Origin of the sequence: Actinoplanes derwentensis (assembly GCF_900104725.1) — a bacterium.
In the GTDB taxonomy this organism is placed as follows: domain Bacteria; phylum Actinomycetota; class Actinomycetes; order Mycobacteriales; family Micromonosporaceae; genus Actinoplanes; species Actinoplanes derwentensis.
Genome location: NZ_LT629758.1, coordinates 6,452,528 through 6,478,836, shown reverse-complemented (window position 1 = coordinate 6,478,836; position 26,309 = coordinate 6,452,528). Strand labels below are relative to the sequence as shown.

Genomic DNA, 26,309 nt, shown 5'->3' with positions numbered 1-26,309 from the left:
CGGACTCACCACGCCGAAAGGCACACGCTTGACCTTTCCCCTGGGGCAAGGGCCAGCATTCCTTGCACCGGCCGATGGGGCCGGGACGAGGAGGCGGCGTGCGGGAACTGTTGACGATCGGGGCGTTCGCGCGGGCGGCCCGGCTGTCGCCGAAGGCGCTGCGGCTCTACGACGAGCTGGGGCTGCTGCCGCCGGCGGCCGTCGACGGCGAGTCGGGCTATCGGTTCTACGGTCCGGATCAGCTGGAGAAGGCGCGGCTGATCGCCTGGCTGCGGCGGCTCGGGATGCCGCTGGCGTCGATCCGGCAGGTGTGCGACCTGCCCGCTGCGGAAGCGGCGGTGGCGATCGGCACCTACTGGGAGCGGGTGCTGGCGGAGACCGCTGATCGAGGCCGGCTGGCCGGTTTCCTCGTCGACCATTTGTCCGGAAGGGGAAGTGCGATGGGAAATCTCGGGATTCGGTACGCGGCGCGATCCGAGGCGGGGCCGGTGCGGGACAGCAACGAGGACATCGCGTACGCCGGGCCGCGGTTGATCGCGGTCGCCGACGGGATGCGGGGGCCGGGCGGGGATCGGGCGAGCGCGGTCGCCGTCGACGCGCTGAAGCCATTGGAGACGGTGCCGGCCGACGACCTGCTGGGAGCACTGGCCGAGGCGGTTCGGGATGCCCAGAAGGCAGTAGGGGACGGGGTTACCACCCTGACCGCGCTGTACTGGTCGGGGTCACGACTGGCCCTGGCGCACATCGGCGACACCAGGGCCTACCGGCTGCGCGACGGGGAGCTGAGCCTGATCACCGTCGACCACACCTACGTGCGGTCGCTAGTGGACCAGGGTCAGCTCACCGAGGATGAGGCAGCCGTACACCCGCAGCGGTCCTTGCTGGTCAAAGCCTTGACCGGCACCGGTGACACGACCCCCGACCTGTCGCTGCACGAGGCCGCGGCCGGGGATCGCTACCTGCTCTGCTCCGACGGCCTGACGGCGGCCGTGCCCGCGAACGACCTGCGGGAGGTGCTGTCCGGCCCGGGCGACCCTCGTCAGACCCTCGACGAGCTGATCACCCGGGCGTACGACGCCGGAGCTGAGGACAACGTCGCCGGTGTGATCGCCGACGTCGTCCACCTGGAGCCCGCAGACTCCCGCAAGGCCTAGTCCAGGGCTCCGACCTGGTTCTCGATCAGGATCCGCAGGTCCGGGCCGGCGATGACGGTCCGGACCTGTTCCAGCACCGGGGCCAGGAACCGGTCCGGTCCGGGCGCCCCGGCGAACGGCGTGACCACGTCCAGTGCCGCCCGCCCGGCCGGCGACGGGGTGAGCGGCGCTCGCAGCTGGATGCCGCGGACCGCCGACAGCAGTTCGACGGCGAGCAGGCTGGTCAGGTTGTCCAGGACGGTTCGCAGCTTCTTGGCCGCGGCCCAGCCCATCGACACGTGGTCCTCCTGCATGCCGCTGGTGGGCAGCGAGTCCACCGAGGCCGGTGAGGCGAGCCGCCGGTTCTCCGCGACGATTCCGGCCGCCGTGTACTGGGCGATCATCAGCCCCGAGTTGACCCCGGCGTCCGGGGACAGGAACGGTGGCAGGTCCCGGTTGCGGGTCACGTCCAGGAGCCGGTCGACGCGGCGTTCCGAGATGGCACCGACCTCGGCGGCGGCGATGGCCAGGAAGTCGGCGGCGAAACCGAGCGGCGCCCCGTGGAAGTTGCCGGTCGACTCGACCCGCCCGTCCGGCAGCACCACCGGGTTGTCGACCACCGACACCAGTTCGCGGGAACTCAGCAGCCGAGCGAAGTCGAGAGTGTCCCGGGCCGCGCCGGCCACCTGCGGGGCGCAGCGCATCGAATAGGCGTCCTGGACCGCGTGCGCCAGGTCGTCACGGTGCGAGTCCATGATGGCCGAGCCCTGCAGCAAGCGATGGATGTTCGCCGCCGACGCGGCCTGGCCGGGGTGCGGGCGGATCTCGTGCAGTTCGGGCATGAACGGCCGGTCGGTGCCGAGCATCGCCTCGATCGCCAGGGCCGCGGTCACGTCGGCCATGGTGAACAGGTGGGCGGCGTCGGCGATCGCCAGCAGCAGCATGCCGAGCATGCCGTCGGTGCCGTTGATCAGCGCCAGCCCTTCCTTGGCGGCCAGTTCCAGCGGCTGGAGCCCGGCGGTGCGCAGTGCCTCGGCCCCGGCGATCCGGGAACCGTCCTTGCCGAGCACCCAGCCCTCGCCCAGCAGCACGATCGCGCAGTGCGCGAGCGGGGCCAGGTCGCCGGACGCGCCGAGCGAGCCGTGCTCCGGCACCCACGGGGTGATGTCGTGGTTGAGCAGATCGACGAGGCCCTGGGCGAGCACCGGGCGGACCCCGGACCGGCCGAGTGCCAGCGACCGGACCCGCAGTAGCATCATCGCCCGGACCACCTCGCGCGGCATCGGCGCCCCGATGCCGGCGGCGTGCGAGCGGATCAGGGCGTGCTGCAGTTCGGCCCGGCGCTCCGGTGCGATGGACGTGCTGGCGAGCGCGCCGAACCCGGTGGAGACGCCGTAGACGGGACGGCCGGACGCTTCGATGCCGTCGACGATGGCGCGGCTGACGGCCATCGCCTCGACGGCGGCGGGGGAGATCTCGACCCGGGCGTCGGTGCGGGCCACGGCGAGCACGTCGGCGGGGGTGACCCCGGTGGACTGGACAGTGACGATCATCAAGGCACTCCGTCGTGCAGAACGGTTCGGATCAGGGGAACGCCCGGCCGGTAGGCCAGGTGCAGGTGCGAAGGGGCGTCGAGGATCATCAGGTCGGCGCGGGCACCGACCGCGATCCGGCCGACGTCGCCGCGGCGCAGGGCCTGCGCGCCACCGGCGGTCGCCGCCCACACGGCCTCGGCCGGGGTCATCCGCATCTCCCGGACGGCGAGGGCGATACAGAAGGACATCGACGAGGTGTACGACGAACCAGGGTTGCAGTCGGTGGCCAGCGCCACGGTCACGCCCGCGTCGAGCAGCCGGCGCGCGTCCGGATAGGGCGACCGGGTGGAGAACTCGGCCCCCGGCAGCAGTGTCGCCACCGTGGTGGTGTGCCCGCCGTCGGCGCACATGCAGTCGAACCCGGTCGAGGCGAGCGCTTCGACGTCGGCGTCGTCCAGGTGGGTGCAGTGGTCCACGCTTGCCGCGCCCATCTCGACGGCCAGCTGGACGCCCGGTCCGGGGCCGAGTTGGTTGCCGTGCACCCGCAGGCCGAGCCCGGCGTCCTTGCCGGCGGACAGGACGGTACGGGCCTGATCCTCGTCGAAGGCCCCGCGCTCACAGAACACGTCGATCCATTTGGCGTACGGGCGGGCTGCTGCCAGCATCGGCCCGCACACCAGGGACACGTACTTCCACGGGTCGTTCTGATATTCCGCCGGCACCACGTGGGCGCCGAGGAACGTGGTCTCGCTGGTCAGCTCGGCGGCGATCCGCAGGGACCGGGCCTCGTGCTCGACGTCCAGCCCGTACCCACTCTTGATCTCGATCGTGGTGGTGCCCTGCCGCCGCATCTCGGTGACCAGGCGGCCCGCCGCGCGCCGCAGCTCGTCGTCGCTGGCGTCGCGGGTGGCGCCGACCGTGGTGCGGATGCCGCCGCCGGTGTACGGCTCACCCGCCATCCGGGCCCCGAACTCGGCCGCCCGGTCCCCGGCGAACACCAGGTGCGCGTGGCTGTCGACGAATCCGGGCAGCACCGCGGCCCCGTCGGCGTCGATCCGCTCGTCGGCGGCCGGCGCGTCGGCCGCCGACCCGACCCAGGCGATCTTGCCGTCGGCGACGACCACTGCGGCGTCCTCGACGATGCCGAGCCGGCCCCGGCCGCTGCCGGAGTTGGTGACCAGCTCACCGATGTTCGTGATCACCAGGCTCATGCGAGCACCTTCGCCAGTTCGTGGGGCACGTCGACCAGGGTGTGCCGGCCGTCGGCGACGATCCGGCGGCCGCCGGAGATCACGTGCGTGACGTCGGCTCCGGTGGCCGCGAAGATCGCCTGGTCGGGGCGGGCGCCGATGGTTCGTACGCTCGACAGGGAGACCGCGACCAGGTCGGCCCGTGAGCCGGGCGCGATACCGCCCGCGTCGTCCCAGCCCAGGCTCCGGTGGTTGGCCGCGGCCGCGATCAGCGCGGCGGCCGGGAAGTGGCCGCGGCTCTCGCTGGCCAGCCGTTCGTTCATCTCCAGACCGCGGATCTCCTCGAACGGATCGATCACCGCGTGGCTGTCGCTGCCCAGGCTGATAGGTGTCCCAGCTACGGCTAGCCGTAGCGCAGGACCGAAACCGTCGGCCAGGTCGCGTTCGGTGGTGGGGCAGAAACACACGCCGGTACGACTGTCGCCGAGCAGTTTCACGTCACCGTCAGTGAGGTGGGTGGCGTGCACGGCGGTGGTCTCCGGCCCGAGGATGCCGTACCGGTCCAGCAACTCGGTGGGCGTGCACCCGTGCACCGCCCGGCACTGCTCGTTCTCGGCCCGCTGTTCGGACAGGTGCACGTGCAACGGCCCCCGCCCGGCGAGCACCGGCAGCTGATCGGCCGGGACCGCCCGTACCGAATGAATCGCCGCACCGACCTTGGCGTGCGGGCCTGCGGCGAGTCCCGCCACCCGCTGCGCCCAGGCCTCCGCGTCGCCGTCGCCGAACCGTTTCTGCACCCCTTCCAGCGGAGTCCCGTCCACCCCGGCGGTCAGATAGAGCGTGTCCAGCAGCGTGATCCGGATACCGGCTTCGTCGGCGGCCTGGATCAGGGCGGCCCCCATCGCGTTCGGGTCGGCATATCGGGTCCCGCCCGGAGCGTGGTGCAGATAGTGGAACTCGCCCACACAGGTCACCCCGGCGAGGGCCATCTCGGCGTAGACGGCCCGTGCCAGCGCCAGATAACGGTCCGGGTCGAGTGCCGCGGCGACTTCGTACATCTGCTGCCGCCACGTCCAGAAACTGCCCCGGCCGCTGTGGGTGCGCCCGCGCAGCACCCGGTGGAAGGCGTGCGAGTGTGCGTTCGCGAGACCGGGCAGCACCAGCCCCGGCAGTGACTCCCCGTCGGCCGGCGAGTCCGGGACCACCGCGGTGAAACGGCCGTTCTCGATCTCCAGCCGTACGTCGGTGGCCACCCCGTCGCCGATCCAGGCGTGCCGCGCGTGGAAGACGGTCTTCACGAGAGGTCCGTCAGTACGGTGGCCAGCGCTTTGATGCCGGCTTCGCAGTCGGCGTCGGAGGCGTGTTCGGCGGGGGAGTGCGAGACCCCGGTCGGGTTGCGGACGAACAGCATCGCGGTCGGCACATGCGCGGACAGCACCCCGGCGTCGTGTCCGGCTCCGGTCGGCAGGATCGGCGCGTCGCCGAGGACTTTGCTGAGGTGGGTGGCGAGCGGCCCGTCGAACGCGACCTCGGGCGTGACCGACTCGGGGGTCACCGCCACTGTCGTCCCGTCCCGGCCGGCCCGCTCGGTGGCCTTGCGCACCACCTCGTCGACCAGCCGGTCCAGGGTGCCGGAGTCGGCGGCGCGGGCGTCCAGCCAGCCGCGGACCAGCGACGGGATGGCGTTCGTGGCGTTCGGCTCGACCTGCACCCGGCCGACGGTGGCGTGCGCCCCGGTCAGCCGGGCCTCCTTGTTGGCGGCCAGCACGGTGAAGGCGAAGGTCAGCATCGGGTCGCGGCGGTCGGTCATCCGGGTGGTGCCGGCGTGGTCGCCGACTCCGGCGAAGTCCATCCGCCAGCGGCCGTGCGGCCAGATCGCGCTCGCCACTCCCACCGGGGTCTCCAGTGCGATGCCTTGCTCGATGTGCAGCTCGACGACCGCCTTGATGTTGGCCAATCGGGTGATCTGTCCAACGGGGGTGGCGCCTAGGGCCTCGCCGAACGAGATGCCGTCGCGGTCTTTCAACGCGGCCGCCCGAGACGGGTCCATGGCTCCGGTCAAAAGCCGCGAACCTAGGCACGGTACGCCGAATCGGCCGCCTTCCTCTTCGACAAATGCTGCAATTCCGATTTGTCGATCATTCGGCACTTCATCGATGGCGAGGAACGCGCTGACGATCCCCAACGGCCCGTCAAAACCCCCACCGTGTGGCACCGAGTCGAAATGCGACCCGGTCAGCACGGTTCCGGGCGCCCACGGCTCACCCCGCCACGCGAACAGGTTCCCGTTCCCGTCCTCGGTGACCGTCATGTCTCTGCTGGAAGCCTGCGCCCGAAACCAGTCACGCAGCGTCAACTCGGGTTCGGTCAGCGCGAACCGCAGATACCCACCACTGTCGGCCCGTCCGATCGGCGCGATCTCCGCCCAGAGCTCGGCAAAGGAACTCATCGCGACATCGGGATCTGCACGCCACCGGCCGCCTGCGACTCGTAACCCGCGTCGACGTGCCGCAGCACACCCATCGCCGGGTCGTTGGTCAGCACCCGCTCGATCTTCTGCCCGGCCAGTGCCGTCCCGTCGGCCACACACACCTGACCGGCGTGGATGCTCCGGCCGATACCGACCCCGCCACCGTGGTGAATCGACACCCAACTGGCGCCGGAAGCGGTGTTGACCAGCGCGTTCAGCAGCGGCCAGTCGGCGATCGCGTCGGAGCCGTCGAGCATCGACTCGGTCTCCCGGTAGGGCGACGCCACCGACCCGGAGTCCAGGTGATCCCGCCCGATCACCAGCGGCGCGGACACCTCGCCACGCGCGACCATGTCGTTGAACCGGACCCCGGCCTTGTCGCGTTCGCCGTACCCGAGCCAGCAGATCCGGGCCGGCAGCCCCTGGAAGGCGACCCGCTCGCCGGCCATCTTGATCCACCGGGCCAGCGGCTCGTTCTCCGGGAACAGGTCGAGCACCGCCTTGTCGGTGGCGGCGATGTCGGCCGGATCGCCGGAGAGCGCCGCCCACCGGAACGGGCCCTTGCCTTCGGCGAACAGCGGCCTGATGTACGCGGGAACGAACCCGGGGAAGTCGAAGGCCCGCTCGTACCCGGCGAGTTTCGCCTCACCGCGGATCGAGTTGCCGTAGTCGAACACCTCGGCGCCGGCGTCCATGAACCCGACCATGGCCTCGACCTGCCGGGTCATGCTGTTGCGGGACCGGTCGGTGAACTCCTCCGGCTTGGTCCGGGCGTACTCCGCGGCGTCGTTGAGGTCCACCCCGATCGGAATGTAGCTGAGCGGGTCGTGAGCGCTGGTCTGGTCGGTGACGATGTCGATCGCCACCCCGCGGCGCAGCAACTCGGGGAAGACCTCGGCGGCGTTGCCGACCACCCCGATGGAGATCGCGGTCCGGTCCGCCTTGGCCTGGAGCGCCCGCGCGACGGCCTGGTCCAGGTCGTCGGCGATCACGTCCAGGTACCGGGTGTCGACCCGGCGCTGCAGACGGGTCAGGTCGACGTCGACGATCAGGCAGACCCCGCCGTTCATCGTCACCGACAGTGGCTGCGCCCCGCCCATGCCGCCACAACCGCCGGTCAGCGTCAACGTTCCGGCCAGGTCCCCGCCGAACCGCTTCTCGGCCACCGCGGCGAACGTCTCATAGGTGCCCTGCAGGATGCCCTGGGTGCCGATGTAGATCCACGAACCGGCGGTCATCTGGCCGTACATGGTCAGGCCCAGCTGCTCCAGCCGTCGGAACTCCGGCCAGTTCGCCCAGTCGCCGACCAGGTTCGAGTTCGCGATCAGCACCCGCGGCGCCCACTCGTGCGTGCGCAGCACCCCGACCGGCTTACCGGACTGCACCAGCAGCGTCTCGTCACCCTTGAGCACGTCCAGCTCGCGGACGATCGCGTGGAACGACGGCCAGTCCCGGGCGGCCTTGCCGGTCCCGCCGTACACCACGAGATCCTGCGGCCTCTCGGCCACCTCCGGGTCCAGGTTGTTCATCAACATGCGCTTGGCGGCCTCTTGCGGCCAACCTTGAGCGGTGTACGCCGTGCCCCGCGGTGACCTGATCTCCGACATGTCTCCTCCTCCTACGCCAGGAATACGTTGCGCCGGGCGGCGGTCGCCTCGAACTCCTCGAGACGCCGCTGCACCGGCTCCGGGGCCGCGTCGCACATCGCCTGGAGCAGCACCATCGCCATCGTCATCGGGCCGGTGTGCAGGTCGAACACGAGCTGCGTGCCCACCGCGGCGGGCAGTGTCACGTCGGCGAACTCGGCCACCGGGCTGACCGCCGAATCGGTGATCACGACCACCGACATCCCGGCCGCCTTCGCCTCCCGGACGGCCTCCACCGACTCGCGCGGATAACGGGGGAGCACGATCGCCAGCATCGCACCGGCACCGTCCGCGCGGGCCTGATCGAGCCGGTCCAGCAGACTCGTCCCACCGCCGTCGAGCACCCGGACACCGGGGAACACTTTGGCGGCGAAATACCCGAAGTAGGCGGCCAGGGGTGCGGCCGCGCGCAACCCCAGCACCGGCAGCGGACGGCTTTCGATCAACAGCGAGGCAGCCCGCCGTACGCCGGAAAGCTCGTGAAGTTGCTCACCCACCCGCCGCAGGTGCTCGGTCTCGCCCTGCACCGCGCGCTGCATCGCGTTCTGTTCGGCCGGCTCGCCCGGCGCGTCCTCGGTGAGCGCCCGCAGTTCCCGCCGCAACGCCGGATAGCCCGCGTGCCCCAGCGCCATCGCGAACCGGGTCACCGACGGCTGACTGACCCCGGCCAGCTCGGCGACCTCGGCCGCGGACAGATAGGCCGCTTTGGCCGCGTGCTCGACCAGGGTCTGCGCGATCCGCCGCTGAGTAGGCGTGAGCCGTGCACCCTGAAAGAGGTCCAGCACCCGCCCGGCCGTCCTGACGATTCCGTCATTCACATCCGAAGCTTATGCATAAAATCTTTCAGAAAGCCAGGGATTCACCCATCGCCCGGCGCGGACGTCACCTGGTGCCCGACCTGCTCGGCGGGGGACCGGCATCCTCCGGAAAGGTGCGTCGAGCACCGTAAAGGCCAGATCGAGGGTCCGCGAGGCGGCGCGGACGCATTCGACCCTTTACAATCTTCACAACGCTTTGCCCTGGTGGGCAAAACGGGCGGAAGTGGCGAAATAGGCATACGCGCGGGTTTTAGGTACCCGTGCCCGAGAGGGCGTGAGGGTTCAAGTCCCTTCTTCCGCACCGATGAGATGAACGAACGGCCCGGCTCACGAGACGTGAGCCGGGCCGTTCGTTGAGCCGGGTGTCAGCAAGAGGACTTGGCCGACTGTTCGGCGGCGGCCAGGTCGACCAGGGGCTGGTCGGTGACCGGGCCGGTGGTGGTCGCCTCGGTGGCGGGGGCCGGCGGCGCGGTGGTGGTCGCCACCGCTGAGGCCGACGCGGACGCCTTCGCCTTGGTGGCGGGGGCCGACGTGGTCGCCTTGGCCGCCGGAGCGGTGGTGGTGGCGGTGGTCTTCTCGGTCACCGTGCCGGAGCCGCCGGTGATCCGGGTGGATGTCTTCTGGACCGAGCCGGGGGACATCTTGATGCCGGAGACGGTGGCGGAGTTGCCGTACACGTCGGTGATCTTCAGCTTGTAGGGGCCTGATCCGGCGCCCGCGTCGATGATCCAGTAGTTGAAGTCGGTGCGGTAGGCGGACTTGAAGCTGCCACCGCCGCTGGACACCTTCACCGAGGACAGCAGGTTGGCGTGGTTGTCGATGCGGGCCGCGAACCAGTACTGGGACGCGCCCTCCTTGATCCGCACCGAGATGGGCGCGGGTGTGGAGGGGTTGGTGACCAGCTTGTACTTGATCGGGATGATGCCGTCGATCTCGGCACCGATCTTCTTGTACGCGGTACGGCTCAGGTCCAGGTGACCGGCGGCGCACTCGGGGCACTTGTCGAAGACCTTGACGCGCACCTTGCCCTTGGGCCCGGTCACGTCGAGGTAGGCGCCACAGGCGGTGCCTTCGGCGTACTGGTCGGGTCCCAGCGCCACGTAGAGATCGTCAGCCGGGACTTCGAACGAGCAGTTGCCGGACGTACCGGCAAGGTCGTAGAAAGTCGCCTTGCCGGTTTTGAGGGTGGTGCTCGGGGGTGCGGCGCAGGCCGATCCGGTGTTCGTCAGGAGCATGGCGATGCCGAGGATGCCGGCGAAAGCGGCGGCACCGCCCGCGGCGAACCATCGGACGCTGATTTTCCTTCGATGAGCACTCACGACCAGGCATCCTGCTCGCCTTGACGGCCGATCGGCAACTCTCCTAAGACTCCCCTAAGGCGCCGTCACCCGCAGTGGTGAGGATGTCATGGGAGCGCGCACATGGAGGAACGGAACGGCGGCGGCGACGGCTACCGCGAGCCAGACCCGGGCATTGCCGATGATCAGTTCGTCGGAGAAACCGGCGGCGATCCAGAGCACCGGCAGGATCATGAGCGCGAGGACGAGGGCGGTCCAGAGGTGGTTGACCCTGCTCCGGTGGCTGACGGCCAGGAAGGCGGCGGGGACCAGCCAGATCTGGTGATGGGTCCAGGAGACCGGGGAGAGCACCAGACCGGCCGCTCCGACGACGACGGCCGCGGTGAGATGGTCACCGGCGCGGTGGGCGCGAGCGGCACGCCACAGGGCGAGCACCACGACGACGGCACCGGCCAGGGCGACGACCGGGGTACGGATGTGGTCGTCGATGTCCCACCTCAGGAGTACCCCGTTCAGGGACTGGTTGCCGCCGGTGCTGATGTTGCCGACCCGGTTGACGTTGAAGAGGGTGCTGAACCAGTAGCGGGCGGATTCGGTGGGCAGCACGAGCCAGGCGATCCCGGACGCGGCGGCGAACGACACCACCGAGGTGACGGCGGTGCGCCGCTGGCCGGAGAACCAGTAGTAGGGCACGAAGATCAGCGGGGTGAGTTTGATGGCCCCGGCGATGCCGGTGACGATGCCGCGGTACCGCTCGGGGACCACGTGCAGAGCGTCGAGCAGGACGATGAGCACGAGGAAGACGCTGATCTGCCCGTACCGCAGATTGCTGGAAACCGGTGCCGAGGCGATCAGCGCCAGGGCGGCGAGAGCGGCGCCGGTGGGTTTGACCAGGCGCGCGATCCCGGCGACGGCGGCGAGAGTACCGGCGGTCCACAGGGTGGCGACGACGGCGAACGGGACGAGCGGCAGCGGGGCGAAGATCAGCGCGGCGAACGGCGGGTAGGTGAAGGGCGCGCCGGTGCCGGGTGCGGCGTAACCGTAGAGGTCGCCGCCGGCGTGCAGGGTCTGCAGAGCGCCGAGGTAGACGCGCAGGTCGGCGAGGCTGGCTCCGGAGGCGAGATGGAGACCGCCCCAGATCTGGACCGCGGCGACGATCGCGGTGGCCGTCCAGAGGACGTGACCGATCCAGGGGCGTCTCTCGACTGCCGACAAGACGATGCCTCTCTCCAGGGCGGATGCCTTGGCGAGACTAGTCGAGGACCGCCACCGGGTCGTTCACCCGAACGTGGCCGATCTGACCGGCTGTCAGGTCGGGGATGAGGTTGACCGCGAAGAGGAGTCCCTTGCCGACGCGGCGGTGCCGGCCGAGGACGTGCAGCGGCTGCCGGCCGGTCTCGCCGGTCTCCTGATCGATGGTGGTGACGCGGCAGCGGTCGCATGGCTTGGCGACCCGGTAGGTGGTGTCGCCGATCCGCAGTCGCCGGCCGATCCAGTCGTCCTCGGCCCAGGCGGGCGCGCCGTCGAGCACCAGGTTGGGCCGGAAACGGTGGATCGGGACGGGGTCGTCACCGGTCTCGGCGAGCCAGTCGTTGACCGCGTCCAGGGAGGCGGTGCTGGCGAGCAGCACCGGGTACCCGTCGGCGAAACTGACCCGGTCGTCGGGCTCGGCGAAGCCGGTGACGGTGCGGGTGGTGGGGTCGGCCTGCCAGGTGAGCCGGGCGTCGCGGCCGAGGAAGGTGGAGATCCACTCGGTCTCGGCGATCCGTGCCGGGACGGGGGTCTTGCTCCGGAAGATCCGGACCTGGATCTTCGGGCCGTCGACCGGTTCGTCCTGGTCCAGGTCGGGCTGTCCGGCGGCGCTGAGACGAAGGCCACCGGCGCGGGGCTGGGTGGCGAGCTGGGTGAGCCGGGGCGTGTCCCGTTGAGTGATCCCGACGCCTTCGGCATCGACGATCATCCAGCGCCGGTCGTGGGCGAGGCCCCAGGGTTCGACGGTCGATTCGTCGTGGTCCAGGCGGTGACAACCCTTGACCGGGTACGTGTGAAGCCCCGTGATCCGCATGCCGACCAGCGTGCCATATCCGGGGTCGCGGCCGAGCACATGATCAACTACGCTCACGCCTCCATATTGATCAATTTGTCTCCAGGAGACTCCATATGACGCAGCAAGTGGCGGCTGTCGCGCCGAAGCAGACCGGTATCGCCTACCTGCTCTGGTTCTTCCTCGGTGGCCTCGGTATCCACCAGTTCTACCTGGGCAAGACCGGCCGGGGCGTGCTCTATCTGTTCACCCTGGGCATCCTCGGCATCGGCCTTCTGATCGACCTGTTCACCCTGCCGGCGCAGGTGCGCGAAGTGAACGCGCGCAACGGCGTCGTCACGGTCTGATCCGCACTCGGATTGCGCACGGCGGCCGCCTTGCGGGTTGGTTACCGCATGACGACCGCCGTGAGTCCGGGTTCCGTACGGCCCTGAGGGGTGGTTGACCTCCTCATCGGCCGGAGCGGGCCGGACATGTGGCTTTCCGCTGACTTTTCCGGTCCGCGGGATCCCCGGTCAGTCCAGGCCGAGGTCGCGGCGGAGTTTCGCGACGTGGCCGGTGGCCTTGACGTTGTAGAGGGCCCGCTCGATCAGCCCGTTCTCGTCGATGACGAATGTCGAGCGGATGACCCCGGTGACCGTTTTGCCGTACAGCTGCTTCTCGCCGAAGGCGCCGTAGGCGATCAGCACGCTCTTGTCCTCATCGCTGACCAGCGGGAACGTGATGGCGTCGTGCTCCCGGAACTTGGCGAGTTTGGCCGGCTTGTCGGGGGAGATGCCGACGACCTCGTAACCGGCCGACTTCAGTGAGGCGAGGTTGTCGCGGAAGTCACAGGCCTGGGTGGTGCAGCCGGGCGTCATGGCGGCCGGGTAGGCGTACAGCACGACCTTGCGCCCGCGCAGGTCCTTCAGGGCCAGGCTGTCCCCGGTGTCGGTGGTGAGAGTGAAGTCGGGCGCGGCGTCGCCGGCGCTGAGACGCACGTTGTCAGTCATGGGACCGACGATAGTGCGGATCATCCGGGAATCCGCTGGGCGCTCCACAGACGGCGGGCGGCAGTGAGGTCGCGGGGCCATTCCTCGCCGCGACGGCTGAAGGTGTGCTCGGTGATCCGGTAGTCGCCGACCAGGCGGTGGAATTCGTCGAGCACGTCCGACTCGCGGAACGGTTTGCAGGAGAAGATGTTGACGAAGACCTCACGCAGGTGCGGGTAGGTGTGGATGGCCGCGTGTGATTCGGCGAGGATGACGACCGCCGATTTCCCGGCCTTCTCCGGCGGGCCGGTCTCGGTGGCGACCAGCGGGCCGGCGATGACGGTCATGCCGATGCGGTCGACCAGGTCCCGCATGAAACGGGTGAGCGCGGCATCGTCGTCGAGGAGCCGGGTGTCGGCGAGGCCGGATAGCCGGAGGGTGAGTTCGTCACCGTAATGGTCCATGGTGGCCTCCCGGAGCTAATGGCGATGACCGTACGTTAGCAATAGCTCACGCTTCGTGGAGTGCCAATTATCGACTTCCATGGATTCCGTTTTCCGGGCTATTCCCGCCGGTGTTTTCAGGCACTCGAAATGGCTGCCGGGAACGGAAACCAGTGGGTTCTGCGCACCGGGTATCAGCCTCGGGACGTTCTTGAGTACGCTCCCCGCACCGACACGTCGAGAGTGGAGATCAGGACGATGAGCCAGCCTGTGGACGGCACCATCCCGACCAGTACGACGACGGTCTCCGGCGAGGTGGTGGAGAAGATCACCGTCGCGGCCGCGAAGACCGTGCCCGGCGTGGCCGAACTCGGTGGCGACGTGGCCCGCTTCTTCAACACCGTCCTCGACCGGGTCGGCCTGGACACCGCCGGCGACGGCAGCCGCGGCGTCTCCGCCAAGGTCGTGGGCAACGACGTCACGGTCACCGTGGTCGTGGTGCTGGAGGCCGGCCGGGTGGTCGCCGAGGTGACCGCCGAGGTCCAGGCGAAGGTGACCGAGGCCCTCCAGGGTTACGGCCTGAACGTCCTGGCCGTCAACGTCAACGTCGACGACATCGCCGGAGTCTGACCCCGCCGGAGTCCGACCTGGTTGGAGTCTGACCGCGCCGGAGGCCGGCGACGTCCGGTGTGGTCAGACCGCGGCGCGGAGCCGGAGGACACCGGTGAGAGCCAGACCGGCACCGGCGCCGATCGCGACCGCCACGGCCAGCCGGGCGAACCAGCCCGGACCCGCGGACGGGACGACGGCGGCGAAGAAGACGTCGGCGCTGCCGAAGCCGGCGAACGCGGCGAGGACAAAACCGGCGAGTGTCAGAAAGAACGGCGGGGGCCGGTACACGGCCGCGCAGGCGAGCAGCCCGGCCACGATCGGGACTCCGGCCCAGCCGCCACCGTCGAGGGCGCCTGCCACCACGTACCCCAACGTGGTTGAACCGGCGACGGCCGCGACCGGGCCGGCGGACCTCGGCCACCGCGTCGTCGCCAGCGTCACGGCGAGACCCAGCAGGACCGCGCCGGCCCACCACGCCCAGGCCAGCGGCGGCGGCTCGTAGTCGAGCGTGCCCTGGATGTCGAAGGTGCGCACCTGGTCACGCAGCGGCACGGCCCACTCGCGGAGCCGCTGCGGCCGGTCGCCGGTCCGGGGAGCCTCGTTCCACTGGGTGCGCTGATCGTGCCAGCGCACCGTGGTGTCGCCGGAGACGCGGCGCCAGGCCGGGGCCGAGGTGGGGTTCGCGGCCGGCGGGACGGCGGTTCCACCGCCGAGAGTCTGATTGACGTACGTGGCCGGCGAGTGCACGTTCTCCCACGTGCCGTCGGGGCGCACTTCGAGGTAGGGCTCGCCGGAGTAACCCAGGACCTCGATGGTCCGGCCGCTGGAATTGCTGAGTTCCAGGCGCGCGCCGCCCTCGACCACCCGGACGGTCAAGCCGGTCAGGGGACTGCTCAGCCCGGTGACGGCCACCCGGTAATGGCTGACCGAGGCGGTGTCGCCGGCGTGTGCGAACGCGGGCGTGGCCGGCGCGATCGTCGCGCCGGCCACGGCCAGGATCCAGAGGAGCAGACGGGTCACCCGGCCGCTTTCTCGATGGTCTGGGTGACGAGTTCGGTGCTGGGCACCGTGTCGTTCGGCCCGGTCAGCCGCTCGCCGTCGATCACGATCGTCGGGGTGCCGTTGTAGCCCCGCTCGGAGAACATCTCGGTCACCTTGGTCGCCCACGCCTTGTAGGTTCCCTCGTTCACGGCCTTGACGAAAGTCTCGCTGGTCAGGCCCACCGAGGCGGCTAGCTCGATCATCTTCGCGTCGGTGAGACCGGCGCTGTTCTCCGCGGGCTGGTTGGCGTAGAGGACGTCGTGGAACTCGGTGAACTTGCCCGCGTCGGCGGCCGCCGCGGCCGCACCGGCGGACCGGGTCGAATACTCGGTGCCGTTGGAGTACCCGTCCAGGATCGCGACCGGGTGCAGCCGCAACGTGATCTTGTCAGCTGTGGCGAGTTCCTTCAGCGTCGCCCCGGTGGCGGTCTCGAACTGCTCGCAGATCGGGCACATGAAGTCCTCGTAGACGTCCACGACGACCGCGCCGGTGCCGGTCGCGAACGCGGTGCCGTCGTCCACCGCCGCGGCCGGCGTGACCAGGGTGCCCTCGTCCGTCCCGGCCAGCCGGGACCAGCCGATCATCCCGGCGACGAACAGGACCAGCACCACGGCGACCGAGGTCCAGAGGGTGACGGTGCGGCGGCGCTCTACGGCCTTCTGGTCGGCGATGACCTGCCGGGCCTTCTTGTTGTCCTTGCTCATCGTTCCCCCATCAGCAGGCCGTCCAGAGAGAACCGGGTGCGGGGACGCCACACCAACAGTCCGGAGAGTGCCAGGAAAGCCAGGTCACGGGCGATGTCGAGGCCGTACGCGGTGCCGGTGCCGGCGGCCAGCTCACCACCGGAACTGAAACAGCCGCAGTCGATCCGCAGCCCACGAGCCCAAGCCGAGACGATGCCGGCGATGAAGACCGTCATCAGCACTGCGGAGATGATCGCGGTCAGCCGGGTCGACAGCCCGATCAGCAGAAGCAGCCCGACGGCGATCTCCAGGAACGGCTGGACCGCGCCAACCATCTTCGCGGTGTCGTACGACATCACCTGGTAAGCGTTGACAGCCCGCGCCGACTCCGCAAGGTCACCGACCTTGAGACTCCCGGCGACGAGCCAGACGGCCGCGAGGCCGAGCCGAGCCGCGGTACGCAGCCACGGCCATACGGTTTCCATGGTCACGCCCGGTTAGTCGACGGTCCCGGTCCTCCGGTTCCCCGCCATTGTCTCCGGGTGATCCTGGTCTCAGCAGTTAAGCGGCTAACTCGCCCGGGCCTGGGCGACGGCGGTGATGAGTTCGTCGCGGGCTCGGGCCACCCGGGAGCGGATCGTGCCGACCGGGACGGACTCGACCTCGGCCGCCTCCGCGTACGACAGGCCCAGCACCTGGGTCAGCAGGAACGCGGTCCGGCGCTCGTCGCTGAGCCGGCTGAGCAGGTCGGCGGTGGTGAGCCGGTGGGCCGGGTCGGGCACCGGCAGCTCGGTGGCGGCCTGGGCGGCGAGCCGGGCGTCGAGGCGGCGGCGGCGCACCACCGACCGCAGGTGGTCGGCGCAGGTGCGGCGGGCGATGCCGAGCAGCCAGGTGCGGACACTGGACCGGCCGGCGAACGTGTCGAGCGCCCGGAACGCCCGCAGGAACGTCTCCTGCGTCAGGTCGTCGGCCACCCCCGGGTCGACGATGGCGGCGGTGAACCGCCACACCTCGGCCTGAGTGGCGCGCACGAACGCGGCCTGCGCCGCCGGGTCACCGTCGCGGGCGGCCAGGGCCAGCGAGGTGGTCTCGTCGGTTTCCGCTTCACCAGCCGTCACAAGGCGTCATGGTACGCGCTCAGGAGTCTCCGGTAATCATCTGGAACCATGCAGGGATGCCAAGCATGACCGTGGACCGACGCCGGGCACTAGCCGTGCTGGTGGGACTACTGTTCGGGTTGTTCGGATCGCTGCTGGCCGCGGCCCCGGCCAGCGCGCACGCCGCCCTGGTGGCCAGTGACCCGGCCAACAACTCGGTCGTCCCGGACGCCCCCAACCGGGTCACGCTCTCGTTCAGCGAGTCGGTCCAGTTGATCTCCGGCAAGATCCAGGTGCTCGCCCCGGACGGTTCCCGCGCCGATCAAGGCGACCCGTCGGTCAGTGGCGCCGAGGTGACGGTCCCGCTGCGCACCGGCGGCGGCCGGGGGACGTACCTGATCAGCTACCGGGTCACCTCGGCCGACAGTCACCCGGTCGCTGGTGTGATCACCTATTCGGTCGGCGCGGCCTCCACTCCGCCGACCGCCGAGGGCATCTCCGAGGCCACCGTGGACCCGGTCGTCAAAGCGATGATCCCGATCGCCAAATACCTGGGGTACGCGGGACTGGTCCTGCTGGTCGGCCCGGTCCTGGTGCTGGCACTGCTGTGGCCGCACCGGCTGGACCGTCGTGGCCCCGGCCGGCTGGTCTGGACCGGCATCGGCCTGGTGGCCGGCAGCACCCTGCTCGGCCTGTGGCTGCAGGCGCCGTACACGCTCGGCACCGGCCTCTTCGACGTCGCGCCGAGTGACATCCGGGATGTGCTCGGCAGTACCTTCGGCGCGGTCATGCTGGTCCGCCTCGGCGTGATCGTGGCCGCCGCCTTCCTGCTCCGGCCGCTGCTGACCGGGACCGGTGGCAGTGACTCGAAACTCGACCTGGCGCTGCTCGGGGTGCTCGGCGTGGCGGCCCTCGCGACCTGGCCGTTGACCGGGCACCCGACCGCTTCGCCGGTGGCTGGAGTGTCAGTCGTGATCGACGCCCTGCACCTGGCGGCGGCAGCGGTCTGGGTGGGCGGTCTGGTGATGCTCTTCGGCTTCCTGCTGCCCCGGGCCAACGCGCGTGAACTCGGCGCGATCCTGCCGATCTGGTCACGCTGGGCGATGACCTCGGTCGGGGTGCTGATCTTCGCCGGGACCGTGCAGGCGCTGATCGAGGTGTCGACGTTCGACGGTCTGATCAACAGCACGTACGGGCGGATGATCCTGGCCAAGGTCGGGCTCGCGGCCGTCGTCATCGGGGTCGCCGCCTGGTCCCGCCAGCTGGTCAAGAAGCGGGCCGCCGCCCAGACTCCCGGCCCACTGCGCCGGGTGGTGCTGGCCGAGCTGGCGATCACCGCGGTCATCCTGGGGATCACGTCGCTCCTGGTGCAGGAGCCGCCGCCGCGCACCGCCCAGGTCGCCGAGACCGGCCCGGTCAGCACCAACGTCGAGGAGACCCTGACCGGCAAGAGCATGTCGCTCCAGGTCAGCGTCTTCCCGGCGACGGTCGGAAACAATTCGATCCATCTGTACGCCTACACACTGGACAGCAAGCCGCTGCCCGTCGTCGAGTGGAAGGCGACCGCCTCGCTGGCCGAGAAGGGCCTGGAGAACATCGAGGTCCCGCTGCTGAGGATCACCGACTTCCACGCGATCGGGGACGTCCAGCTGCCGTTCGCCGGGGAGTGGACGCTGAAGTTCACCGCCCGTACCAGCGAAATCGATCAGGAGACGCTGACCATGACCGCGAAGGTCGCCTGACTTTCCCCGGTCTCTTCGCTGGGCCTGCTGCGTATCTATCGGGGACCTCGTCCCTATTTGACCACTTTGGTGTTATTTGCCTCTGTATGGTCTGCGCAGTATGGCCCGTGAAGGGGGAAAGAACATGCGGGTGTTCCGCACGATCCTCGGCATGCTGCTACTGACCACCGGACTGCCCGCGCTGCTCACCGGCAGCGGCCTGTGGGTGGTCATGCAGCACCGCGACCCCGGAGGCGCCTTCACCGGCGAACTCCAAAGACTGACCGTGCCCGGGTACGCGGTGGTGGTCCCCGACATCGACCGGCTCCTGCGCGACGACGTCCCCTTCGCCCGGATCAACGGCACCCAGCTGCGGCTCTCCGCAGTCACCGCCGACGGCCAGGCCTTCCTCGGCATCGCCCCCAGCGAACAGGTGGCCCGATACCTGGCCGGAACCCCGTACAGCCGGGTCGACGCCGTCGACATCGGCACCGGGATCCTGCCCGTCACCACCGTCCGGCAAGGCGGCCGCGGCATCCCCGCCGGCGCCCCCGGCATGCAGGACATCTGGACCACCAAAGGCACCGGCCGACTCAGCGTCAGCCCCGGCGCACTCGGTGACCGCCCGTACAGTCTCGTCCTGATGCACCCGCGCGGCGCCCCCGTCGTCCGCCTGGCCGCCATCGCCGAAGTACGCCCCGGCTGGCTCAACACCGGCACCTGGGGCCTGCTCACCCTCGGCACCCTCCTGCTGATGGCCGGCATCGTCATCCTGACCTGGCCCGCCCGGCGCCGCGAAGTCGTCTACGTCGTCGAACCCAGCCAGGTCCCCGAACTCATGCACGCCATCGGCGCGCCCCTCCCGCTGCCCGGCCTCCACCATCCCGGTAACAAGCCCGGCCTTCCCGGCTACCCCGAATATTCCGGTCTCACTGGCTACCCCGGTGATTCCGGCCAACCCGGTGATTCCGGCAATCGCAGCGGAGGCGCCCACCGCCCCCGATCCCTTGCCGACAGCCGTCCCAGGCCGTTCCCCGCGCGGCCTTTGCCGGCCGTCGCGGACGGTCACCCGCGGAACTCGGCGGACGGACGCTCCCGGCCACCGGCCCTGCCCCAGTTCGACTGGCCCCCGCACCACCCGGTCGACGGTTCACCGGTGCGCACCACCGGCGCCGGCCACCCGGCGGGCACCCTCGTCGGTGCAAGCCTCGCTCCCACGCCATCCGCAGGTTTCCCCGGGCCATCCCCGCGCCCGGCCACGGCTTCACCCGAGGGCCCCGTTCCGGGCTCCACCTCAACCGCATCGGGCCTTCCCGGCGGTTCCTTCGTGGGCGGCCCGGCCGGATCACTCGCCGATGTGTCGTCCACCGGGATCTCCGCAGATTCCGTGTCTGGTCGGAGTGCTCCGCCCGGAGCACGTACCCCCGAGCCGGGCCGTCCGCTGAGCCTGATCGGCGACACGCCGGCGCTCTCCGGGCTATCGGCCGGCCCCACCCAGACCCGCCGCACCGATCATCGCCCGGCGAACAGCGACATGCCGGAGTTCCGCGCCACCGCGGTCGGCGCCTGGGTAGCGGCCACCGCCCCCGAACGCGCCCGCCAGACCGAAGCCCGAGCCGCCGCCCGCCTGGCCGAGGCAGCCCGCCGAAACGCCGGCAAATTCACCCCCACCCAGCCGGGCAACCGAAACACACCGGCGGCCGCGACCCCGATCGCCGCCCCCCGCCGTGCCAACAGCGGCCCCCACAAAGTCCCCGCCCCACCCACAACCACCCCGGATCAGAAAGTCGGCCCGGTAGCTGCCGACAAGGCCACCCCAGCGGTGCCGGCGACTCCCGCCCCGACGACCGAAGCTCCCAACGCCGCCCCGAGGCCCGGGCCCAGCAAGCCCAACGCCCCGAAGGCATCCAACGTCCGGAAGGCACCCAACGCCTCGAAGGCTGACCAGGTCGTCTCCCGGGTTGCCCTGCACACCGGCCCAGCCGCAACCGACTGGACGGCCACCGCGATCACCCGGCTCGGCCCCCCACGAAAGTCCCACCCGTCGCCGACCGCCACCGCGCCGACCGCAGTCAGCGCCTCCCCGGAGCGTGACGGTAAGGAGGCGACTCCCGCCACTTCTCCCGAGTCGACAGCCTCTACCACCAGAGCCGAACGCACCGCCCGGCCCGAACCCGCCGCTGCCACCCGAGCGGTATCCGATGCTCCCGTTGGTGGTGCGGGTTCGGCGTCGACTCCCGATACCAGTTCCGATGACCAGGACACGGCGGCCCTGCCGGTCTGGCCCCCGATCGGAGAGCCGGCCAGAGACGCGATTCCAGCGCAGGACAAGCGCCCATCGGCGGAGAAGCGTCCCACTGAGACCGAGACGACCGAGAAGGGTCCGGCCGAGCTCAGTCCCGCTGACACGGAGACTCGTCCTGCTGAGGTCATCGGAAATCCCCGAGCCGAAACCACCAGCGAAGGTCCCGTCTCCACCCACACTGCGGAGACGACGTCCCCCAATCCGAGAACGGGACGTGCGCTGACTCCCACGAAGGGTGCGACCACGCGGCCCGCCAGCGAACCGTCCACCACGAGTGCGACAGGCGGCCCGGTCACGTCCGTGCCGGCCCGCAGCGAGCCTGTTACTCCCACGGCAGCCGGCAAAGGTGCAACGTCTGTGCCGGTCGGCGACGAGGCGATTCCCGCACCGGTCGTTAGTGAGGCGCCGCCCGCACCGGTCGTCAATGCGGCTGCTGCCGCGACAAGCAACAGCGGGGCCGCCGCGGCAAAGACCCCGGACGCCGAGGTGACCGTGGCAGGAGCGGCAAGGGGCAAGACCGCGGCGTTGGAGGAACAGGCCAAAACAGATGCCGCAGGCGGGCTGACGAAGCGGCCCGGACCGAAGGGTGACGGCCGTTTGCCGGGTCGTACCGCAGCGAAGGGGACTCCTCCCCGGCCGGTTCCCGGTGTGCGGCGTACCCCAGCCGCCTGGATCAAGGCTGCGGAGTCGGTGGTCGCCCGTTCGAATGAGGAGACAAAGGCCGGCCGTGCTCGCGACTACCGGGAGGAAGCGGCCGAACTACTGGCCAAGAGCACTGACCGGCGCCGCCGCCGAACGGTTTCAGGCCAGACCAAGTCCCCAACCGAAACGCCCGAGCCGAAAACCGCCCAAAAGATCGAGCCGAAGGCTGACCGAGAGATCGAGCCGAAGGCTGACGTGAGGGCTGAGCCGAAGGCTGCTCCGAGGACCCCGGTGGAGAGGCCGAAGGGCGACTGACGGCAGAGCGGTTCAGCACGAGCGGTTCGGAGCGGGCCATCCCGGCTGACGAGTGGCCCGCTCCGTATTGCGGCCGGAAACTGGCCGGATCGAGGCTTAACGTCGCCATATGACAGTCCTCTCCACTCGGGTGCTGAACCGGACCTTTCTGAGCCGCCAGTTGTTGGCTGAGCGGGTTCCGCGCCGGGCCGCCGACGTCGTTCAGCACCTGGTGGCAGTGCAGGGGCAGGAGTCGGATTCGCCCTACCTGGGGTTGTGGGCGCGTGCGGTGGGTTTCCAGCGTGACGATCTGGCGGAGCTGCTGCGGGACCGGACGGTGGTGCGTAGCGCGCTGTTGCGGGGCACCCAGCATCTGTGTACCGGCGACGACTACCGGTGGCTGCGCCCCACTCTGCAGGGTTCGCTGGAGCGGATGGCGGGCCGGGGTGGAAGGTTGGCCGGTTGTGATCCGGTGGAGTTCGCTGAGGCGGCCGTGGAGGTCATGGCTGGTGGGGTGCTGACCCGGCCGGAGATCGCGCGGCGGCTGGCAGTCAGGTTCCCGGAGGCTGATGCCGCTGAGCTGGCGTTGGTCGTACACCTGCGGTTTGCTCTCCTGCACCCGCCCCCGGCCGGGATGTGGGGTCATCGTGGCCGGGTGGGTTGTGTCCCGGCGGAGGTCTGGCTGGGGCGGCCGCTGGCCGAGCCGGACACGGCGACGCTGCTGCGGCGCTATCTGGCGGCGTTCGGCCCGGCCTCGGTGAAGGATTTCCAGGTCTGGTCCGGCCTGACCCGCACGGGAAGCCTGTTCCAGGGGATGGCCGCAGGCGAGGAACCCCAAGCGGGCAAGGAACCCCAGGCAGGCAAGGAACAGCGGGCGGGGAGGGAACACCAAGCCGGGAAAGGGCCGCGAGGGGTCCGGGACGAGGGGCTGCGGGTGTTCCGGGATGACGCGGGGACCGAGTTGTACGACCTGCCGGGCGCCCCGATCGACGACGGTGACCGGACGGTTCCGGTGGTGTTCCTGCCGGAGTTCGACAACGCGGTTCTGGGGCACGCTGACCGGGCGCGGATCATCCGCCCGGGTGATCGGGCGCTGGTGATGCCGGGCTGGTCGATCGTGCGCCCGACGGTGCTGGTCGACGGTTTCGTGGAGGCGACCTGGTCAGTGCGGGGATCGACGGTGACAATCGCCCCGTTTCGCCCGCTTGCGCCGGGGGATCGTGCCGCGGTGGAGGAGGCGGCCGCCCGGTTGGTGGATTTCGTGGCGCCGGACGGTAGACCGGAGATCGTCTGGGCATGAATCCGGATGCGCGCGGCGGGCCGCATGATGCGGCGGGACGGCATGAACCGGCGGGGCCGCATGAAAGGGCCCCCCGTGCTGCCGACACGGGGGGCCCTTTACCGGGGGGAACGGAGTAACCGAAGGGGGGCTTCGTCCGTTAAGTACACTTTACCCCGCAAACGGCGAAGTGGGAAGTCCGAGCAACAAACCGGACAAACAGCTCGATGACCAGCTGTGGCCCCGAACGTGCCGAACAACAGTGTGCAGTCCGGCGTAGGCTGTCGGCGTGGCGGATCTTCTGGTATGGATCGACTGTGAGATGACGGGTCTCGATCTGGGCAAGGACAAGCTCATCGAGGTTGCGGCCCTGGTCACCGATCCGGAGCTGAACGTGTTGGGTGAGGGCGTCGACCTGGTCATCCATGCTGATGACGCGGCGCTGGACGCGATGCCGCCGGTGGTGCGTGACATGCACGCCAAGTCCGGGCTCACCGAGGAGGTGCGCCGGTCGGCGATCACGATGGCCGAGGCGGAGGAGGCGGTGCTGGCGTACATCAGGGAGTTCGTGCCCAACCCGCGCACCGCGCCACTCTGTGGCAACTCGATCGCGACCGACCGTGGTTTCCTGGCCCGGGACATGCCGGCGCTCGACTCCCACCTGCACTACCGGATGATCGACGTCTCCTCGATCAAGGAGCTGACCCGCCGGTGGTACCCGCGGGTGTATTTCGGTCAGCCGGCCAAGGGCCTGTCGCACCGGGCGCTCGCCGACATCCGGGAGAGCATCCGCGAGCTGGAGTATTACCGCCGCACCGTCTTCGTGCCCCAGCCGGGCCCGGACGTGGAGGCCGCCAAGGCGATCGCCGCCGGGCTGTAGGTAACCCCCTCGACGGGACCCCGGGGGTTGTCGTTATGATTGGCGGGCACCGCGCGGTTGGATGACCAAGCGGGCATGGTGGTCGTAGCTCAGTTGGTAGAGCACCTGGTTGTGGTCCAGGGGGCCGCGGGTTCAAGTCCCGTCGATCACCCCACCGAGAAAGCCCCGTCGCGAGACGGGGCTTTTCTTTTGTTCAGGGATCCTGGGAGCCAGATTTCCGGTGGGCCCGCTCCCAGATGCTGGGCGGCGAAAAAGTTTTTCGTGGGAGCGCGCAACCTTTCGGGCCCGCCGGACCACAGGGGTGTGGATCACTCGCCGTCCCCCCAGGAGACACCCTTCATGTTCGCGAAGCGCATCGTCGTACCGCTCTCGGTGCTGACCGTCGGCAGTGCGGCGGCCATCGCCGGTGTTCTGAACGCCGACGCCGCGGAGGCCACCGCCTGCTCGGTCTCCTATGCGGTCCCCAGCCAGTGGGGGACCGGTTTCACCGGCGACATCAAAATCACCAACAGCGGCGGTACGGCCGTCGAAGGCTGGAAACTCGGCTTCGGTTTCCCGGCGGGGCAGAAACTGGCCGGCGGCTGGAACGGAGTCTTCACCCAGACCGGTGCTCAGGTCACCGTGGCCGACACGGGCTGGAACCGGACCATCGCCCCGGGCGGTCAGGCGACCGTCGGCTTCAACGGCGTGTGGAGCGGCACCAACACGGCCCCCACCACGTTCACGCTCAACGGCGTGACCTGTACCGGAGGCGTCCCGGCGAGCAGCACCCCCTCCGCAGCCGCAAGCGTCGCCCCGACCGCAAGCGCCACCCCGACAAAAACCGTGAGCGCGAGCCCCAGCAAGACAGTGAGCGCGACTCCGACGAAGACCGTGAGTGCGAGCGCGAGCCCGGCCGTCACCAAGGGTGCCGAGAACTGCACCGACTTCGCGGCCCTGGTGCGTGGCAAGTTCTGGGTGAACAACAACGTCTGGGGCAAGGCCGACGGCACCGGCTCACAGTGCGTCTGGGAGAACGGGCTCACCGGCGACAGCCTGAGCTGGGGCACGAGCTGGACCTGGGCCGGCGACAACACCAAGGTCAAGTCGTACGCCTCATCGGTCCTGGGGTGGCACTGGGGTTGGAAGGTGCCGAGCGGGACCGGTCTGCCGGTGCGGCTCAGCGCCGGGAAGCCGGTGACCACGAACTGGAACTTCCAGGTCACCCAGAACTCCGGCGGCGTGATGAACGTCGCCTACGACCTGTGGCTGCACGACAAGGCGAACCCGGACTGGCCGGACAACCCGACCGACGAGGTCATGGTGTGGCTGTACAAGTCCGGTGGGGCCGGCCCGGTCGGTACCAAGCAGGCCACCGTCTCGATCGGCGGCGCCACGTGGGATCTGTACCGGGGCAACATCGGCTGGGAGGTCTACTCGTTCGTGCGGACGTCCAACACCTCCGCGGCCGGTCTGGACCTGACCGATTTCACCGACGAACTGGTGGCCCGCAAGTGGCTCGCCGAGACCAAGTATCTGTCCAGTGTGCAGGCCGGTACCGAGATCTTCACCGGGTCGGGGCGGCTCGACACCACCGCCTACTCCGTGCAGGTCGGCTGATCTCGGCCGCCCCGGGTTCGTCCCCACGGCCCGGGGCGGCCGTCGTTCCCCTCATCCCCTGACGGTCAGGACCGGTCCCTTGCTTGAGCTCGGTACCGAAGTCGCCTTCCGGCGCTTCTTCGACGACCACCACACCGACATGTCCCGGCTCGCCTATCTGGTGACCGGTGATTCGCAGGCCGCCGACGATCTGGCGGCCGACGCGTTCGTGGAGGTGTGGCGGCATTGGGAGCGGGTTCAGGCGGCGGACAGTCCGGTCGCGTACGCCCGCGGCATCGTGACGAACCTGGCTCGTCAGTGGATCAAGAGGCAGACCCGGGAGCGGTCCGGCCTGCTCCGGCTCGGCCTGCTGCGCCGCGATCGGGGCGAGAGCGACACCCCGGCGGTTCTGGACGTACGGGCGGCCCTCCAGCGTCTTCCGCCGCGGCGCCGGGAGTGTGTGGTTCTCCGGTACGCGTTCGACGTCCCGGAGCGTGAGGTCGCCGCGATCCTCGGCATCTCGGTCGGTGCGGTGAAGAGTCACACGTCACGGGGCGCGGCCCAGTTGAGCGGCTTCCTGCGCGGCCTGCGAGTGCCGGGGTCGTTCCCCTGAAGACAGCGACTGACGG

The 26,309-nt window shown here is 69.9% G+C and carries 24 protein-coding genes and 2 tRNA genes; 11 read left to right on the top strand and 15 right to left on the bottom strand.

Going from position 1 to position 26,309, the window contains the following annotated elements:
* Positions 1 to 74: 74 nt before the first annotated feature.
* Positions 75 to 1,154, top strand: coding sequence for a MerR family transcriptional regulator (locus BLU81_RS28385; RefSeq protein WP_092547879.1), 1,080 nt, complete (start codon positions 75 to 77; stop codon positions 1,152 to 1,154).
* On the opposite strand, the gene hutH is transcribed toward BLU81_RS28385, so the two are convergent.
* Genes hutH through BLU81_RS28355 form a run of 6 tightly spaced genes read right to left on the bottom strand, consistent with a single transcriptional unit; the run spans position 1,151 to position 8,792 of the window.
* On the bottom strand, positions 1,151 to 2,686 hold the full coding sequence (gene hutH, locus BLU81_RS28380) for a histidine ammonia-lyase (RefSeq protein ID WP_373873324.1): 1,536 nt from the start codon (positions 2,684 to 2,686) through the stop codon (positions 1,151 to 1,153). The two genes, BLU81_RS28385 and hutH, sit on opposite strands and share 4 nt — an antisense overlap.
* The gene (hutI, locus tag BLU81_RS28375) at positions 2,686 to 3,879 is read right to left on the bottom strand and encodes an imidazolonepropionase (protein ID WP_092547861.1); all 1,194 of its coding nucleotides are present in this window, start codon (positions 3,877 to 3,879) and stop codon (positions 2,686 to 2,688) included. The genes hutH and hutI overlap by 1 nt, the downstream gene beginning before the upstream one ends.
* On the bottom strand, positions 3,876 to 5,156 hold the full coding sequence (locus tag BLU81_RS28370) for a formimidoylglutamate deiminase (protein ID WP_092547858.1): 1,281 nt from the start codon (positions 5,154 to 5,156) through the stop codon (positions 3,876 to 3,878). Before BLU81_RS28370 ends, hutI begins: the two co-directional genes overlap by 4 nt.
* On the bottom strand, positions 5,153 to 6,307 hold the full coding sequence (locus BLU81_RS28365; protein WP_092547855.1) for an allantoate amidohydrolase: 1,155 nt from the start codon (positions 6,305 to 6,307) through the stop codon (positions 5,153 to 5,155). Before BLU81_RS28365 ends, BLU81_RS28370 begins: the two co-directional genes overlap by 4 nt.
* Positions 6,304 to 7,935, bottom strand: coding sequence for a urocanate hydratase (gene hutU / locus BLU81_RS28360; protein WP_092547851.1), 1,632 nt, complete (start codon positions 7,933 to 7,935; stop codon positions 6,304 to 6,306). The genes BLU81_RS28365 and hutU overlap by 4 nt, the downstream gene beginning before the upstream one ends.
* 11 nt (positions 7,936 to 7,946) lie before the next feature.
* On the bottom strand, positions 7,947 to 8,792 hold the full coding sequence (locus tag BLU81_RS28355) for a MurR/RpiR family transcriptional regulator (protein WP_092547847.1): 846 nt from the start codon (positions 8,790 to 8,792) through the stop codon (positions 7,947 to 7,949).
* 217 nt (positions 8,793 to 9,009) lie between these two features.
* Between BLU81_RS28355 and BLU81_RS28350 the strand changes: the two genes are divergently transcribed.
* A tRNA-Leu gene (locus BLU81_RS28350) sits at positions 9,010 to 9,093 on the top strand.
* Between the two features lie 64 nt (positions 9,094 to 9,157).
* Here BLU81_RS28350 and BLU81_RS28345 read toward each other — a convergent pair.
* The 3 genes from BLU81_RS28345 to BLU81_RS28335 are packed head-to-tail and all read right to left on the bottom strand — an operon-like array spanning position 9,158 to position 12,155.
* Positions 9,158 to 10,111, bottom strand: coding sequence for an expansin EXLX1 family cellulose-binding protein (locus tag BLU81_RS28345; RefSeq protein ID WP_092547843.1), 954 nt, complete (start codon positions 10,109 to 10,111; stop codon positions 9,158 to 9,160).
* Positions 10,112 to 10,165: 54 nt separating this feature from the next.
* Positions 10,166 to 11,305 carry a glycosyltransferase 87 family protein gene (locus BLU81_RS28340; protein ID WP_157751817.1) on the bottom strand — a complete coding sequence of 380 codons (1,140 nt, stop codon included), beginning with the start codon at positions 11,303 to 11,305 and terminating at the stop codon, positions 10,166 to 10,168.
* 37 nt (positions 11,306 to 11,342) lie between these two features.
* Positions 11,343 to 12,155 (bottom strand): MOSC domain-containing protein, encoded by an 813-nt coding sequence (locus BLU81_RS28335; RefSeq protein WP_092557765.1) that lies wholly within the window; start codon positions 12,153 to 12,155, stop codon positions 11,343 to 11,345.
* Between the two features lie 95 nt (positions 12,156 to 12,250).
* On the opposite strand from BLU81_RS28335, the gene BLU81_RS28330 reads away from it, so the two are divergent.
* Positions 12,251 to 12,481 carry a TM2 domain-containing protein gene (locus BLU81_RS28330; RefSeq protein WP_092547820.1) on the top strand — a complete coding sequence of 77 codons (231 nt, stop codon included), beginning with the start codon at positions 12,251 to 12,253 and terminating at the stop codon, positions 12,479 to 12,481.
* A gap of 168 nt (positions 12,482 to 12,649) precedes the next feature.
* Here the strand turns inward: BLU81_RS28330 and bcp are convergent, their stop codons facing one another.
* Positions 12,650 to 13,126 carry a thioredoxin-dependent thiol peroxidase gene (gene bcp, locus BLU81_RS28325; protein WP_092547816.1) on the bottom strand — a complete coding sequence of 159 codons (477 nt, stop codon included), beginning with the start codon at positions 13,124 to 13,126 and terminating at the stop codon, positions 12,650 to 12,652.
* 20 nt (positions 13,127 to 13,146) lie between these two features.
* On the bottom strand, positions 13,147 to 13,569 hold the full coding sequence (locus BLU81_RS28320) for an S-adenosylmethionine decarboxylase family protein (RefSeq protein ID WP_092547813.1): 423 nt from the start codon (positions 13,567 to 13,569) through the stop codon (positions 13,147 to 13,149).
* 237 nt (positions 13,570 to 13,806) lie between these two features.
* On the opposite strand from BLU81_RS28320, the gene BLU81_RS28315 reads away from it, so the two are divergent.
* Positions 13,807 to 14,178: an Asp23/Gls24 family envelope stress response protein gene (locus BLU81_RS28315; protein WP_092547810.1), complete on the top strand. Its 372-nt coding sequence runs from the start codon at positions 13,807 to 13,809 to the stop codon at positions 14,176 to 14,178.
* 63 nt (positions 14,179 to 14,241) lie between these two features.
* On the opposite strand, the gene BLU81_RS28310 is transcribed toward BLU81_RS28315, so the two are convergent.
* The 4 genes from BLU81_RS28310 to BLU81_RS28295 form a co-directional block, all read right to left on the bottom strand.
* Positions 14,242 to 15,180: a hypothetical protein gene (locus BLU81_RS28310; RefSeq protein ID WP_092547807.1), complete on the bottom strand. Its 939-nt coding sequence runs from the start codon at positions 15,178 to 15,180 to the stop codon at positions 14,242 to 14,244.
* A complete protein-coding gene (locus BLU81_RS28305) occupies positions 15,177 to 15,905 on the bottom strand; it encodes a DsbA family protein (protein ID WP_092547804.1) in 729 nt (242 codons plus the stop codon). The genes BLU81_RS28310 and BLU81_RS28305 overlap by 4 nt, the downstream gene beginning before the upstream one ends.
* Entirely contained in the window at positions 15,902 to 16,369 is a 468-nt protein-coding gene (locus BLU81_RS28300; protein WP_092557763.1) for a DoxX family protein, read from the bottom strand. The genes BLU81_RS28305 and BLU81_RS28300 overlap by 4 nt, the downstream gene beginning before the upstream one ends.
* An 84-nt stretch (positions 16,370 to 16,453) precedes the next feature.
* Positions 16,454 to 17,002, bottom strand: coding sequence for a sigma-70 family RNA polymerase sigma factor (locus tag BLU81_RS28295; RefSeq protein WP_092547798.1), 549 nt, complete (start codon positions 17,000 to 17,002; stop codon positions 16,454 to 16,456).
* A gap of 56 nt (positions 17,003 to 17,058) precedes the next feature.
* On the opposite strand from BLU81_RS28295, the gene BLU81_RS28290 reads away from it, so the two are divergent.
* The 7 genes from BLU81_RS28290 to BLU81_RS28260 all read left to right on the top strand — a co-directional run bounded on the left by BLU81_RS28290 (position 17,059) and on the right by BLU81_RS28260 (position 26,293).
* Positions 17,059 to 18,723, top strand: coding sequence for a copper resistance CopC/CopD family protein (locus BLU81_RS28290; protein ID WP_092547795.1), 1,665 nt, complete (start codon positions 17,059 to 17,061; stop codon positions 18,721 to 18,723).
* Positions 18,724 to 18,847: 124 nt separating this feature from the next.
* Positions 18,848 to 21,964, top strand: coding sequence for a hypothetical protein (locus BLU81_RS28285; protein WP_092547792.1), 3,117 nt, complete (start codon positions 18,848 to 18,850; stop codon positions 21,962 to 21,964).
* Between the two features lie 109 nt (positions 21,965 to 22,073).
* A complete protein-coding gene (locus BLU81_RS28280; protein ID WP_092547789.1) occupies positions 22,074 to 23,243 on the top strand; it encodes a winged helix DNA-binding domain-containing protein in 1,170 nt (389 codons plus the stop codon).
* Between the two features lie 268 nt (positions 23,244 to 23,511).
* Positions 23,512 to 24,102, top strand: a complete 591-nt coding sequence (gene orn / locus BLU81_RS28275; protein WP_092547787.1) for an oligoribonuclease — start codon at positions 23,512 to 23,514, stop codon at positions 24,100 to 24,102.
* A gap of 78 nt (positions 24,103 to 24,180) precedes the next feature.
* Positions 24,181 to 24,256: transfer RNA gene (locus BLU81_RS28270), tRNA-His, on the top strand.
* 185 nt (positions 24,257 to 24,441) lie between these two features.
* Positions 24,442 to 25,701 (top strand): GH12 family glycosyl hydrolase domain-containing protein, encoded by a 1,260-nt coding sequence (locus tag BLU81_RS28265; RefSeq protein ID WP_092547785.1) that lies wholly within the window; start codon positions 24,442 to 24,444, stop codon positions 25,699 to 25,701.
* Between the two features lie 79 nt (positions 25,702 to 25,780).
* Positions 25,781 to 26,293, top strand: coding sequence for a SigE family RNA polymerase sigma factor (locus BLU81_RS28260; protein ID WP_092547783.1), 513 nt, complete (start codon positions 25,781 to 25,783; stop codon positions 26,291 to 26,293).
* Positions 26,294 to 26,309: the final 16 nt, after the last annotated feature.

What these genes read in the sequence shown, in the direction of transcription:
- BLU81_RS28385 (WP_092547879.1), top strand. Translation starts at nt 75, where the DNA reads ATGGGGCCGGGACGAGGAGGCGGCGTGCGGGAACTGTTGACGATCGGG.
- hutH (WP_373873324.1), bottom strand. Translation starts at nt 2,686, where the DNA reads ATGATCGTCACTGTCCAGTCCACCGGGGTCACCCCCGCCGACGTGCTC.
- hutI (WP_092547861.1), bottom strand. Translation starts at nt 3,879, where the DNA reads ATGAGCCTGGTGATCACGAACATCGGTGAGCTGGTCACCAACTCCGGC.
- BLU81_RS28365 (WP_092547855.1), bottom strand. Translation starts at nt 6,307, where the DNA reads ATGAGTTCCTTTGCCGAGCTCTGGGCGGAGATCGCGCCGATCGGACGG.
- hutU (WP_092547851.1), bottom strand. Translation starts at nt 7,935, where the DNA reads ATGTCGGAGATCAGGTCACCGCGGGGCACGGCGTACACCGCTCAAGGT.
- BLU81_RS28335 (WP_092557765.1), bottom strand. Translation starts at nt 12,155, where the DNA reads ATGCGGATCACGGGGCTTCACACGTACCCGGTCAAGGGTTGTCACCGC.
- BLU81_RS28330 (WP_092547820.1), top strand. Translation starts at nt 12,251, where the DNA reads ATGACGCAGCAAGTGGCGGCTGTCGCGCCGAAGCAGACCGGTATCGCC.
- bcp (WP_092547816.1), bottom strand. Translation starts at nt 13,126, where the DNA reads ATGACTGACAACGTGCGTCTCAGCGCCGGCGACGCCGCGCCCGACTTC.
- BLU81_RS28320 (WP_092547813.1), bottom strand. Translation starts at nt 13,569, where the DNA reads ATGGACCATTACGGTGACGAACTCACCCTCCGGCTATCCGGCCTCGCC.
- BLU81_RS28315 (WP_092547810.1), top strand. Translation starts at nt 13,807, where the DNA reads ATGAGCCAGCCTGTGGACGGCACCATCCCGACCAGTACGACGACGGTC.
- BLU81_RS28305 (WP_092547804.1), bottom strand. Translation starts at nt 15,905, where the DNA reads ATGAGCAAGGACAACAAGAAGGCCCGGCAGGTCATCGCCGACCAGAAG.
- BLU81_RS28300 (WP_092557763.1), bottom strand. Translation starts at nt 16,369, where the DNA reads ATGGAAACCGTATGGCCGTGGCTGCGTACCGCGGCTCGGCTCGGCCTC.
- BLU81_RS28290 (WP_092547795.1), top strand. Translation starts at nt 17,059, where the DNA reads ATGCCAAGCATGACCGTGGACCGACGCCGGGCACTAGCCGTGCTGGTG.
- BLU81_RS28285 (WP_092547792.1), top strand. Translation starts at nt 18,848, where the DNA reads ATGCGGGTGTTCCGCACGATCCTCGGCATGCTGCTACTGACCACCGGA.
- BLU81_RS28280 (WP_092547789.1), top strand. Translation starts at nt 22,074, where the DNA reads ATGACAGTCCTCTCCACTCGGGTGCTGAACCGGACCTTTCTGAGCCGC.
- BLU81_RS28265 (WP_092547785.1), top strand. Translation starts at nt 24,442, where the DNA reads ATGTTCGCGAAGCGCATCGTCGTACCGCTCTCGGTGCTGACCGTCGGC.